This is a genomic window from Lactonifactor longoviformis (assembly GCF_042848515.1).
In the GTDB taxonomy this organism is placed as follows: domain Bacteria; phylum Bacillota; class Clostridia; order Lachnospirales; family Lachnospiraceae; genus Lactonifactor; species Lactonifactor longoviformis.
Genome location: NZ_AP031453.1, coordinates 2,431,635 through 2,443,837, shown reverse-complemented (window position 1 = coordinate 2,443,837; position 12,203 = coordinate 2,431,635). Strand labels below are relative to the sequence as shown.

General features: G+C 43.3%; 11 protein-coding genes. 2 read left to right on the top strand and 9 right to left on the bottom strand.

Annotated elements, in window-relative coordinates; genetic code table 11:
* Positions 1-16: 16 nt before the first annotated feature.
* On the bottom strand, positions 17-2,725 hold the full coding sequence (locus tag ACGHCT_RS11225; RefSeq protein WP_390440089.1) for a fibronectin type III domain-containing protein: 2,709 nt from the start codon (positions 2,723-2,725) through the stop codon (positions 17-19).
* 210 nt (positions 2,726-2,935) lie between these two features.
* Between ACGHCT_RS11225 and ACGHCT_RS11220 the strand changes: the two genes are divergently transcribed.
* On the top strand, positions 2,936-3,913 hold the full coding sequence (locus ACGHCT_RS11220; RefSeq protein ID WP_154263118.1) for an SH3 domain-containing protein: 978 nt from the start codon (positions 2,936-2,938) through the stop codon (positions 3,911-3,913).
* Between the two features lie 81 nt (positions 3,914-3,994).
* Here the strand turns inward: ACGHCT_RS11220 and ACGHCT_RS11215 are convergent, their stop codons facing one another.
* From ACGHCT_RS11215 to ACGHCT_RS11195, 5 genes are all read right to left on the bottom strand, one after another.
* Positions 3,995-5,038, bottom strand: a complete 1,044-nt coding sequence (locus ACGHCT_RS11215) for a spermidine/putrescine ABC transporter substrate-binding protein (protein ID WP_226904001.1) — start codon at positions 5,036-5,038, stop codon at positions 3,995-3,997.
* Positions 5,039-5,071: 33 nt separating this feature from the next.
* A complete protein-coding gene (locus ACGHCT_RS11210) occupies positions 5,072-5,863 on the bottom strand; it encodes an ABC transporter permease (RefSeq protein ID WP_154263127.1) in 792 nt (263 codons plus the stop codon).
* Positions 5,860-6,717, bottom strand: a complete 858-nt coding sequence (locus ACGHCT_RS11205) for an ABC transporter permease (RefSeq protein ID WP_154263130.1) — start codon at positions 6,715-6,717, stop codon at positions 5,860-5,862. Before ACGHCT_RS11205 ends, ACGHCT_RS11210 begins: the two co-directional genes overlap by 4 nt.
* Positions 6,695-7,789 carry an ABC transporter ATP-binding protein gene (locus ACGHCT_RS11200; protein WP_390440086.1) on the bottom strand — a complete coding sequence of 365 codons (1,095 nt, stop codon included), beginning with the start codon at positions 7,787-7,789 and terminating at the stop codon, positions 6,695-6,697. Before ACGHCT_RS11200 ends, ACGHCT_RS11205 begins: the two co-directional genes overlap by 23 nt.
* A gap of 197 nt (positions 7,790-7,986) precedes the next feature.
* Positions 7,987-8,613: a DUF305 domain-containing protein gene (locus ACGHCT_RS11195; RefSeq protein ID WP_390440084.1), complete on the bottom strand. Its 627-nt coding sequence runs from the start codon at positions 8,611-8,613 to the stop codon at positions 7,987-7,989.
* A 174-nt stretch (positions 8,614-8,787) separates the two neighbouring features.
* Here ACGHCT_RS11195 and ACGHCT_RS11190 point away from each other — a divergent pair, with 174 nt between their 5' ends.
* Positions 8,788-8,964 (top strand): hypothetical protein, encoded by a 177-nt coding sequence (locus tag ACGHCT_RS11190; protein WP_158640982.1) that lies wholly within the window; start codon positions 8,788-8,790, stop codon positions 8,962-8,964.
* 179 nt (positions 8,965-9,143) lie between these two features.
* Here ACGHCT_RS11190 and ACGHCT_RS11185 read toward each other — a convergent pair whose 3' ends face one another.
* From ACGHCT_RS11185 to ACGHCT_RS11175, 3 genes are all read right to left on the bottom strand, one after another.
* Positions 9,144-10,631, bottom strand: coding sequence for an IS1182 family transposase (locus ACGHCT_RS11185; protein WP_390436657.1), 1,488 nt, complete (start codon positions 10,629-10,631; stop codon positions 9,144-9,146).
* Between the two features lie 398 nt (positions 10,632-11,029).
* Positions 11,030-11,434, bottom strand: a complete 405-nt coding sequence (locus ACGHCT_RS11180; RefSeq protein ID WP_154261586.1) for a hypothetical protein — start codon at positions 11,432-11,434, stop codon at positions 11,030-11,032.
* Positions 11,435-11,592: 158 nt separating this feature from the next.
* The gene (locus tag ACGHCT_RS11175) at positions 11,593-11,997 is read right to left on the bottom strand and encodes a hypothetical protein (protein WP_154261585.1); all 405 of its coding nucleotides are present in this window, start codon (positions 11,995-11,997) and stop codon (positions 11,593-11,595) included.
* Between the last annotated feature and the right edge of the window lie 206 nt (positions 11,998-12,203).

Below are 12,203 nucleotides of genomic sequence, written 5' to 3'. Positions count from 1 at the left end.
AAGCCTTTTTGGTATATTACGGATTTACACATGCTCCGCTCTGGTCAAAACGGTACATTTTCCCATTAATTTTTAATGACTGGCCGCTGACCATTGCCCCATTTCCCTTCAGATAGTACCAGGTAGTTCCAAGTTTTATCCATCCGGTAGCCATGGCCCCGCTTTCTTTCAGGTAATACCAGGTTCCTCCCATCTGTACCCAGCCGGTAGCCATCGCTCCGCTTCCTCTCAGGTAGTACCAGGTTTCCCCTACCTGAACCCAGCCGGTAGCCATTGCCCCGCTTCCTCTCAGGTAGTACCAGGTTCCCCCGGTCTGCAGCCAGCCGGTAGCCATAGCTCCGCTGTCTTTCAGATAATACCAGGTCTTACCAGTCTGTATCCAGCCAGTGGCCATGGCTCCGCTTTCTCTCAGATAATACCAGGTTCCCCCCACCTGTACCCAGCCGATGGCCATGGCTCCGCTTTCTCTCAGATAATACCAGGTCCCGTCAATTTCTATCCAGCCGGCGGCCATGGCTCCGCTCTCTTTTAGATAATACCAGGTTCCTCCCACTTTGACCCAGCCGGTAGCCATTGCCCCGCTTTTGCTGAGATAATACCAGGCGCCGTTGGTATCCAGAAACCATCCGGTGCGCATATACCCCTTTTCGTCAAACGCATACCAAATACCGTTAATCTCCGCCCAGCTATTCGTCTGATAGGTTCCGTCAGAGAGCTTTAATCTCCAGCCCCTTCCATCATTTTCCCAGGTCTTGGTGATTGGTTTTTCATTTGTGGTTTTATGAATGGTAAATTCATCTACAACAGATTTGTCTGAGGTTCTGTATGTGGTAATTCGGAAAGTGTCCTCAGATACATCAATCTTAGAGATATTGGGCACATGCTCCTGATTTTTGACCGCCACATAATCTCCCTCCAGATTCGAAGAGAATTCATAATACTTACTGCCGCTGGCAGAGTTGGCAGTAATATAAACAATACCGGACGGATCTGTAATTTCACTGATTGGCTCTCCGTTTTCATCTGTGGATTCTTCCACCATAGGTTCCAGGCCATCCATCATGTAGCTTCTGGTATATACATGGTCATGTCCCATGAGCACTGCATCGATACCAAGCTCTTTAAATACCGGTGCCAGTGTGCTTCTCCTGGAAAGAATATCGTTATCTACCGCATGACTGGCTGTACTGTATATAGAATGATGGAATATAACGAATTTCCAGTCTGTGTCCGGATTTAAATGAATCGCATTCCTCATGAATTCTTTATGCTCTGCCGTACTTTGATTGTTAGAGTTGATTACCAGGAACAAGGAATTGTTATATACATAATAGTAATCACCGTTGGCATTGCCTTCCCCGCAGTCTCCCAGCTGGCTTACATTAGGCAGATTAAAGTGTGTATTATATGCAGTGCCTTTGTAGTCATGATTCCCCACAGCAGTGGCAAAGGGTACGCTGTACACAGGACTTCCGTCATAATTAGCCAGATAAGCGTCGTACTGAAGTTCACTGGTTCCTGCCTCCACATGGTCGCCTGCATTCTGGATAAAACTAACCTCAGAAAATAAAGGATCCTGCTGAATAAGATTCAGGGTGTTTCTCCATCCGTCCTTATCTGCGTCCAGATCTCCGGATGAACCAAGCTGAGGGTCTCCTGCAAAGATAAAGCTGAAATCACCGGATGATTTTGTTTTCGTGGCATACACTTGTTCTGACCAGATTCCATTGTTTCCCACTCGATAGACATACTCAGTGTCCTCCTCAAGGCCGGACACAGTTGCCTGATTGCTGGTGTACACCTTTCCCTGGGTAAGTGTCTCCACGGCCTCAAAGGTCTCTGCCTTTTCTTCCGGAAAAGCATCCCCGGTCATATCAGATTTTTTAGCGAACTGTACTTGTCCCCCCTCTGTTGCCAGAGAATACCAGGTAAGATTTAATTCCGAAGGTGTAGCCCCAATGGTCAGGGAAACCGCTTTTACAGCATCTCTGTCCGGCAGAGTTGCTGTGTCCGGGTGCAAATCCAGATGCCCGAACTTAAAGTACCCCTGGCTGTCAGCTCCTGTCTTATGCAGCTCCACTGCAATTACATTCTGGCCCTTTACCAGCATCTCACTGATATCCCGCATAGTAACATCCGCCTGGCGGATATTCTCTGTATCCCCGTCTTTGCTGCCGTATCCCAGATTATCTTTGTGGGAACCATTTCCAGTATCTTCCGTCTTATATCCCACATCCGGAACATTTAAAGATGTCAGCTGCTGCCCGTTTACGTAAATGATAGCCGCATCTTTATAGTCAAAAGTAAGATGAAGGCCCTCTATGGCACTGGGATCCTCCACTTCAAAATATCCTCTGAAAAAATATGCCTGTGATTCTGAATTTAAGGTTCCGTCCAGTGTATCGAATGAACCTGCATGAGTCTCCCAATCCGTGTCATTGTAAACACTGGAATCCTGGGCATTTGTGCCGTATTTCCTTGTCCAGCCGTTATACTGCCCCCATTTGTCCTTTGCAACTGTTCCGTCTGCGGGATCCCCATTCTGAAAATACTTCCACTCATACTCTGCGTCCATGGCATACCCCGCCCCGCTGTACGGGGAGACATTTTCTTCTGCACTTTTTGCGCCTTCCTCTGTATCTGCCAGTACACTGCCTGCGGTGCCAAATACCATTGCCGCTGCCAGTACTCCCGACAGCCATCTTGCCGCATTTCTTTTTTTCATAAATTTCCTCCTCATTTGATTCTATTGATTTGAACATCGCTTACTATATCACTCCCCCGTAAAATTCAGGTTATTCTAATTAAATATCTGTGTAAAAAATAATATTTTACAAATTTATTATTTTTTTATAAATAGTTTCCCAATGCGGTTGACCAATCCATTGCAAACTTTTACAATGAGCATAGGCTGAAAGCAGAAAGGGGGAACTCCATGAAACGTTCACTAAGCCTTATACTCGCAGCTGCCCTTGTCTTTTCCATGGCAGGATGCGGGGACAAAAAAGAGACAGAAGAGAAAACCACCCAGGAAACCACTACAGAAGCAGACACTTCTACCTCAACTGTCAGTGGAACCCTTGAAACCTTTACAGGCAGCTCCCTTACCATGACAACTACCGACGACAAAGAACTGGTATTTGATGTAACAGGCGCTACATTGGAATGTAAAGATGGCATGGCAGCCGGCGATGCAGTCATCCTCACCTATCAGGGAGAAATCTCAGGGACGGATACCAGCAAAGCTAAAGTAGTAAAAATAACCAATGAAGGGGTTGAGACCTTAACCGCTGAGGTAGAGACAGTACATACCATTTCCGGTACCATTGTAACTGCATCCTCCAGTCAGCTGTCCGTTAAAACCGATTCCGGCAAGATGACCTTTTCCATTCAAACTGCTGCGATAGACAGTTCTTTGGACTTGGAAAAGGGAGATGAAGTATCTATTGATTATATAGGAAGTATCAATGATACAGACACAAGCGGAGCTCAGGTAGTTAAGGTAAGCAAAGATTCGTCCTCCAAAAAGAAGTCTGAAGAAAAGGAAAAGACACAGACTGCTGAAAAAGAGGAGGAAGAAGAAAAGCCAAAGGAGGAAACTCAGACTCAGCAGGAAATGTCCATTGCCGATGTGAATGAAACTGTCTATGCAGCTTCAGATGTATATGTACGAAGCTCTTACGATAAGAATTCCAGCATTGTAGGGACACTCCGCGGAGGCGAATCTGTGGTACGCACAGGCAACTGTGCCAACGGATGGTCCAGGGTTATATTCAATGGTCAGGAGGGCTATGTATATCAAAGCTATCTGACAACCCAGTCTCCGGAGCAGGAAGTGCCTGCTGAACAGGAGGAAGATACTTCAGACAGTAATCCCGAAGGGGAGCAGGATTCTGCTGAGGGAAACGAATAATTAATACAAAGAAAGCACAGGCAATAAGGATGTCTCTTTCCTTATCCTGTGCTTTTCTTTTATCCCATTATGTAAAGCTCCTTAATCACAGGCAGCTTTAAATTCCGTCCAGTTTTTGTTATATGCTTCGTCAGCCTCCGCACTCACATTTTGAACAATTTCACCTTTTGTGACATCAGAAGGTACCACCAGATTTGGGTTTACCAGGGGATCCGCTTCCTTATTGGTGCTGTAATATCCAATATAATTAAAACACTCTGCCGCTTTTTCAGGCTCTAAAATATAATTCAGGAACTGATGAGCTGCCGCCGCATTGGGGGCATCCTTAGGAATAAATGCAGACATTATTCCGAATCCCAGCCCTTCCTGAGGGTATACTACCTTTAAATCAGGATTCTCACTGAGCGCCTGAGTTACCTGGGAGGTGTATAAAAATGCTACCGCTGCCTCGCCGTTCAACAGTGCGTTCTGTGTATTGTCGTCCTGTATCATACGCACATTGGGCGCCAGCTCCAACAGCTTCTCACCTGCTTCCCCGATCACTGCGGTATCCTCCTCATTCATTGACTTACCCATCGTTAACAGTGTGATACCGTTTATGACACGGTAATTCGCTGTCAATGCCACCTTATCCTTCAAGGCTTCATTCCAGAGATCTGCATATCCTTTTATCTCAAAGTCCACCTGTTCCGGATCATAGACAATCAAAGGAATCCCGGCTCCGTAAGGCACAGTATACTCATCCTTGGGATCGTAGAACTGGCCCTGGTAAAGGGGATTAATATTTTTATAATTAGGTATCTCTGCTTTATCTAATTTCTGAACCAGATCCTGGCCCACTGCCTGTTCAATGATGTAGTCATCCGCGATGACTACATCATAATCTCCGCCCTTTGCCTGGGACAGCTTTTCCAGCATGGTCTCATCCGTATCAAAATTAGAATAAACTACCTTTACGCCTGTCTCTTCCTCAAATCCGTCAAGTACCTCCTGGGGAAACATACCTTCCCAGGTAAAAAGCACCAGTTCCTTTGAGTCATCTTCCTTTTGCTCTCCGCATCCGCTGATAAGAGCCGCAGCCAGCACTACACTGAGCATGCCCAGAAGTTTTGTTCTTCTCTTCATAATAACTCTCCTTTACATTAAGATTGAACATGATTAGTTTCCTTTATCTGTTCTTCTTCCCCGGTTCCCCAGGGCTGAAGTGATAAATAATATGAAAATAACAGTAATCAGAATCACGGTACACAGCGCGTTAATTTCCGGTGTCACGCCAGTTTTCAGCTGTGTGTATATTTTAATGGGCAGCGTGTTCAGTTTAGGTCCATTTACAAAAATACTGATTACTACGTCATCAAATGACATAGCAAATGCCAGCAGGCACCCGGACATCACGGCAGGCATAATCAAAGGCAATGTTATGTCAAAAAAGGTCCTGACCTGGGTTGCACCCAGATCCCGGGCTGCTTCTGCAATGGATTTATCAATGCCAACCAGCCGCGCCTTCACCATCATAAAAATGTAGGGGATACAAAATGTAGTATGCGCAATTACCAGGGTTGTCATACCAAAGGGCAGATTCAAAAGTGAAAAAAATGCCAGAAAAACCATTCCTAAAATAATTTCCGGAATCATAATGGGAAGTGTGGAAATGTACTCTACAATCCCTTTGCTTTTATAATTTACTCTGGCCATGCCAATGGCCCCAATGGTACCGATAACGGCCGAAACCCCGCAGCTGAGTATCCCCAGGACAATACTGTTCCAAAGAGCTTCCCTCAGCCCCTCATTATGCCAAAGGGTCTGATACCATTTCAGGGAAAACCCTGTCCACGCCGCCGTAAGTTTTGACTCATTAAAGGAAAATACCACAACAAATACCAGAGGCAGATACATGATTATCATGATGACTGCCAGATAAATATTGGGAAGTTTTGTTCTGTTTTTCAAAATATCCCCTCCAAATCCTTCACATGAGTGATGCTTCTGTAGAGATACATCATCAGAGATGTCATTACCATCAGCAGAACAGCCAGTGCGGCAGCGAAGGGCCAGTTGCTCCCTCTTGTCAGCTGATCCTGAATCAGGCTTCCCACCAGTACTATTTTATTGCCTCCCAGAATATCGGCGATGAAAAATAATCCCATAGAAGGCACAAAGGTGAGAATTACACCGGACAACAGTCCCGGCAGAGTCAGCTTTAGTGTCACCGTCATAAAGGCGTACATGGGTGAGGCGCCCAGATCTCTGGCTGCCTCTACCAGCGACCAGTCCATCTTTTCCACACTGGAATACACCGCAAGCATCATAAACGGCACAAGCGCATAGACCATACCGATAAGTACTGCGGGATATGAGTATAAAATCTTTAACGGCTCGTCTATAACACCCAGAGCCATCAGCAATTTGTTAAATACACCTTTTGCCTGAAGTATTATAATCCATCCATACATTCTAATCAGAGAGCTGGTCCAGAAAGGCACCATAATCAGAAGCATCATCCTTTTTTTCCATTTTGCAGACAGCTTAGCCATAAAATATCCAAATGGATAACCTATCAGCATGATTAACAATGTGCTAAAAAAGGCCAGCTGGAATGACTGAGCAAAGCTCTGAAGGTATACCGGCTCAAATATCTTCTTATAATTTTCCAGGGTAAACTTCCATGTTACTCCCCAGCTGTCATTATTCGTGGCAAAGCTCAGTCCGATCATGTAGAGAAGCGGCCCCAGCACAAAAATAAGTGTAAACAGATACAAAGGAGCAACTGTAAGAAAAACTTTAGAATGTTTCTTTTTCGTCATTCTGTTCCTCCCTGTCTACGATAATTGCATCAGCGGGCTTCCATCCCACACATACCTTCTGTCCAATCTGTACATGAGAGTCGATGCCGTAGCGGCTGGCTATAATCTCTTTTCCATCTTCCAGTCCAATCACCATTCGCAGCTGACCTCCGGAGAAAGATTTTTCAAGTATTACGGCTGGGAGAGCCTCTTTGCACTCCTCACAGACAAGGATATTCTCGGCCCGCACAGCAATGGTTATCTCCTGCCCTATCTGTTCCCGGTTCGGGTCTATGATTACTTTGATCTTTCCCGTGCTGATTTCAACAAGAGCCTCCTCTCCCTGAATCTGAACAATCTTTCCTCTGACAATATTGGCATTTCCCACAAAAGTAGCCACATAACTGGACGTAGGGTGATTATAGACCTCATCCGGTGTCCCGATTTGTTCCAATACCCCTTTATTCATTACCACAATTCTGTCCGACATATTGATGGCTTCTTCCTGATCGTGTGTAATATATAGGAAAGTGATTCCCAACTTTTTCTGAAGCTTCTTAAGCTCCAGCTGCATGGCCCTGCGAAGCTGCAGATCAAGGGCTCCTAAGGGTTCATCTAAAAGCAGTACCTTTGGGTTATTTACCAGTGCCCTGGCTATCGCCACTCTCTGCTTCTGTCCCCCTGACAGTTCCTGGGGCATTCTCTTTTCGTATCCGGACAGCTGAACAAGTTCCAGAATCTTTTTTACTTTTTCTTTAATTTCTGGCTTCGGCATCCTGCGAAGCTTCAGGGCATAGCCAACATTTGCCTCCACGTTCATATGGGGAAACAAAGCATAATTCTGAAATACGGTATTCACATCTCTCTCATGAGGTTCCAGCCCGGTGACATCTCTGCCCTCCAGTATCACCTGTCCTTTATCCGGCATCTCCAGCCCCGCTATAATACGAAGTGTAGTTGTCTTGCCGCATCCGGAAGATCCTAAAAAAGTAATGAATTCTCCTTTTTTAATCTTCAGCTCAATTCCATTTAAAACCTCTGAGCTTCCAAAGCTCTTTTCAATCCCTTTCAGCTCTAGTATACTATCTTCCATGTATGTATCCTCTGTTCTTTGTTGAGTAAAAATACCCAGTTTCTTCTTCAAACTTCGATTTTACCATCTTTTTACTAATTATGCAAATCTTATTATAACACAAAAAGATCTAAGTTGTAAAATTTTACCCAATCCCAAAGATAAGTTCCTCTCAAAAGTAATACCGGACCTGGCAAATGCCGGGTCCGGCATAGCTGTCAGTGGGCGTGATTCCCTCCCCCTGATTCCTGCAGATAAGACTGCATCTGGGTGATTTCCTCCTCCTGCATAGAAATCACATTATCGGCAAACTGTTTCACTTCCTCATCCTCTGTATAAGCCAGGATCAATCTTGCCATATCCACTGCCATCTGATGATGCATGGACATTCCCTGAGCAAATGCCCGATCCAGATCCTCTGTCTCTGTCTCGTGATCCTCGTGGTTCTCCATCATAGCATTATATTCTTTCAGGTATAGCTTTTCTTTCTCTTCATCAGAGGTCCCTGACTTCTCCAGTCTAGCAGTCATGTCCTCCATCTGTCCTATTTCTTCTTCCTGAGCAGTGATAATAGTATTGGCCAGTTCGCTGAATTCTGCCTTTTCGCCCGCATACTTTAAATAGCTCTTTGACATTTCAATAGCAGATTTGTGATGGGGAATCATGCCCTTCAGGAAATCAAGAGATGCATTGCCCGTCCCTTTTATCTCCATGTCATCCATCATCTGGTCCATGATCTCATCCTGCTCCTGAATATATGCGTCTGTGTCTGAATCCTTGGTTCCGCAGCCGCCTATAAGCATAAGAGTACAGAGTAAAACAGTAATCACCTTTATTTTTTTCATAATATACCTCCACAGTAATGTAATCTAGCGTTAGTATTCCCTTATTGTCCTCAAACATTCTTTTATGAGAAGATTATCCCCGTGTGACCGCCGTGTTACCTCATTCCTGTATATATAGTTTATCTTGGGTATTGTCTCCTTATATCTGAGGAATATATACGCGGAGGTTTTTAAATGAAGCTGTCAGAATTGATGATAATCCTGGAAGGAAAATGGATTGAAAAGGGGCTGAAGCCTGACCACTATATAGACAATATGACACCCCCAAAAGAACTGTATCACAGAATTGTACAGGAGCTAAAGGATAAGGGGATTTATCATGAAAATGATTCTGAAGGTGCTGTATTGTAGAATAGGTGATTGGATACAGCTGCTTTTACGGACATCAGATGTTGAAAATTACATTTAGTATTCTAAAAATTACATTTGACATACTGTATGTACTGTTGTATACTAGTAACGGATAGTTAGTAATACCACTCACTATCTCCCCCCTCAAGTTTAAGCGCCCTGCAGCAATGCAGGGCGCTTCAGACTGTAGACAAACTGGTTTTGGGCTTTGTATCCCAGAGCCAGTTTTCTTTTATTAACCAAATTGCGTTCCAAATAAAGTTTGTGTAATGGGCTTCTCCCTCTAGAAGCCCCCATTTCTCTTTCATCCTGGCCAGCTTTTTCAGATTCATGCACGCAAATGTAAGCCCGACCTTCATTTCCATTCGGGCTTTTCCAAACATCTGTGTATATCGGAAACCATGATTCTCCTTTGCACTTCCAAAGATTCGTTCTATGGTTTCTTTCCTTTGGGAATATAATTCTTTCATACCCACGGTTTGGCGGATCTCCTCACACATCTCCATGTAAGGTTCCCATATGTGGCGCATAACCGTCTTTACATGATCTTTGCTTTGGGTACATTTTGCAAGATAGGCACAGCCTGCACAGCTACTTCCACAGCTTTTGTACTCCCGATATCCCTCACGGTTGGTTGTTCGATAGGTCAGCACCTGATTGTTGGGACAGATATAGCAGTCGTAATACTCATCATAAACGTACTCGTATTTCTTGAAGAAACCCTCTTTTGTCAGGGGGCGTTTGTATGGCAGGAGCGGTTTGACTCCTTGATCGATCAAAAGTTTTGCTATACCGGGAGTTTTATATCCTGCATCGCCTATCAGCGTCTCTATTCCGATCCCTTTTATCTTGTCATATAAGGACTTGAAGGTTCTGCTGTCATGATTGTTCCCGGGATGAACGCTATAGCTGAGAATCCATCCATTCTTATCACATGCGGTCTGTACTGCATAAGCAAATACATGTTTATGTTCTCCTTTGCGGAACCATCCGCTTTCCGGATCAGAAGTGCTTGCTTTCACTGTCTTTTCTTCTTTGCCGCCGGCTCCACCGGATGGTGTATTGCTGTCATCCTCTTTTTCTTTCAGCGGACGTTTCCCGTGTGCTTCACGGTCTTCATTGATTTCCTGTTTCAGCAGATCTTCAAAAAATAATGCCTCATCATGAGCAATACGCTTCTGCATCTTTTTATTGTTTGCTCTGGCTTTTACATGGGTGGCATCCACAAAAACTTCAGTAGGGTCTACCAGCTTAAATTTGTAGCATTCAGAAAGGATATGCTCGAATATCTGTTCAAAGAGGTCGGTGTCTTTAAAGCGTCTCGTATAGTTCTTTCCAAAGGTTGAAAAATGCGGCACTTTATCCAGCATATCCAGCCCGAGGAACCAGCGGTAGGCGACATTTACCTCAATCTCTTTTACCGTCTGGCGCATGCTTTTAATGCCATAAAGATATTGGATGAAAGGAATCTTGATCAGCATGACGGGGTCCATACTGGGGCGTCCGTTGTCCTGACTGTATTTTTCTTCTACCAGTTCATAAATGAAGGACCAGTCGATTGCTTTGTCGATGATCCGCAGCAGATGGTCCTGTGGAACCATGTCATCCATGCAAAACAACTGAATCTGTTCTCTTTTTTTATCCGCATTCTGTGTCATCATAAGCATCTCACCGCCTGTATTTGATACATCTATTATACCAAAAAAGAGCCTCAAAGTCTTGTAAGTGCTGACTTTTCTGGCTCAATGGCGAGGAAAATCCGAGGCACTTGTCCTCGGACTTTGTCTACAGTCTGAAGCGCCCTGCAGCAATGCAGGGCGCTTTTAATTGAAAGTAAAGTTTTATGCGGCATCTTAAACACACAAAAGCCTAATATACTTATATAAAAAGGTGAATTTATATGGCATATAATGAGAAACAAAAAGAACTCCTGCCCACTCTTCCGGCACTGCAATCCTTCCAATGTCATCCAATATTCGTATTTTCCTTTCGCCAGTAGGCCCACCTTCTTTCTCTATATAGAAAAAGAGCCACTATAGTGTGACTCTGTTCTTAGCCATCATTTCTACATTAAATCTAAAAATTCTTTCTTTTTCTTTTCAAATTCTTCTTCTGTTATTAAATTAATATCTTTCATTCTTTTCAGTTCCATCATTTTTTCAGTTACACTATTGCCAGAATTATTTTTAGTGATATTTATATTTTCATTTTCTCCGCTAATTGGTTTCTTTGTACACCATACAATTAACGCTATCACTCCTACTAACAGCATAACTAGCCCTGCAGCTATACATATTTTGTAACTTAAAATATGTCCGGCCCATATACCAGCTGTATCAAAATTCCCAAATTCTACAGCTATATTATACTGACCTTTGCCTTTATCTAATTGTACAAACCCATAAATTGATACCACAGTTCCAATGCCTGCTGCGAAAGCCCCTATAACCTTTAAATTTGTGTCTTTCATTTTGTCTCCCTCTCTATATACTATTCTTCTATGATACAGTAAAACGCCCTATATTTCTACGAAGCGCCTCAAATAATTTGTTTATGTGGAAACATAAAGACTAACTAATGCATATTCTAACCTATTAATAAGCAGAGTAAAGGCACCCTAAAGGATGCTTAGTAAATACTACCTCCTCTCTTTTTATCCCATATACAACAAACTGCATAAATAATCGCCTGAAATAATTCCAGAAGAATAAAATATTGTATGTGCATTTTAAATAACATTTTAAGAATTAACCCGATTGCAAAGAAACCACAGTTAAACGACAAAGCCATGCTTATTGCAAGATTGACATTATCCTTACCGCAAAACGAAAATAGTATGGTTACAATATATAGTATACATGCTGGTGTTATTGATATAGAGCACCCAAATACCAGTAATTTTATAATATCCATTCTTTCAAATAACCCAATGTCAAATGCGGCTATGGTTAATATACCAGGTGCAACTATTCCTATGCTTATCAATACTGCTGCACTTAGATTTTTGGTTATATACTTAAAGATTACTTCCATATTTCTCCACCCCCCATGGTATATTCTATCAATACCACAAGATAATTGCAATAAAATACGTACTATTTCAGAGATGTAAAAGTACCCTGTGTCTCTACTGATCGCTCATGAGGGGGGATAGTGAATGTTTAACCAGACTATTTACCTATAAGTGCACTTCTTTCATATCTTTGGATTATACGGCAGCTTTTTCCATATAAGCCGCC

What these genes read in the sequence shown, in the direction of transcription:
- ACGHCT_RS11195 (WP_390440084.1), bottom strand. Translation starts at nt 8,613, where the DNA reads ATGAAAAAAATAAAGGTGATTACTGTTTTACTCTGTACTCTTATGCTT.
- ACGHCT_RS11215 (WP_226904001.1), bottom strand. Translation starts at nt 5,038, where the DNA reads ATGAAGAGAAGAACAAAACTTCTGGGCATGCTCAGTGTAGTGCTGGCT.
- ACGHCT_RS11190 (WP_158640982.1), top strand. Translation starts at nt 8,788, where the DNA reads ATGAAGCTGTCAGAATTGATGATAATCCTGGAAGGAAAATGGATTGAA.
- ACGHCT_RS11175 (WP_154261585.1), bottom strand. Translation starts at nt 11,997, where the DNA reads ATGGAAGTAATCTTTAAGTATATAACCAAAAATCTAAGTGCAGCAGTA.
- ACGHCT_RS11205 (WP_154263130.1), bottom strand. Translation starts at nt 6,717, where the DNA reads ATGACGAAAAAGAAACATTCTAAAGTTTTTCTTACAGTTGCTCCTTTG.
- ACGHCT_RS11185 (WP_390436657.1), bottom strand. Translation starts at nt 10,631, where the DNA reads ATGCTTATGATGACACAGAATGCGGATAAAAAAAGAGAACAGATTCAG.
- ACGHCT_RS11220 (WP_154263118.1), top strand. Translation starts at nt 2,936, where the DNA reads ATGAAACGTTCACTAAGCCTTATACTCGCAGCTGCCCTTGTCTTTTCC.
- ACGHCT_RS11180 (WP_154261586.1), bottom strand. Translation starts at nt 11,434, where the DNA reads ATGAAAGACACAAATTTAAAGGTTATAGGGGCTTTCGCAGCAGGCATT.
- ACGHCT_RS11200 (WP_390440086.1), bottom strand. Translation starts at nt 7,789, where the DNA reads ATGGAAGATAGTATACTAGAGCTGAAAGGGATTGAAAAGAGCTTTGGA.
- ACGHCT_RS11225 (WP_390440089.1), bottom strand. Translation starts at nt 2,725, where the DNA reads ATGAAAAAAAGAAATGCGGCAAGATGGCTGTCGGGAGTACTGGCAGCG.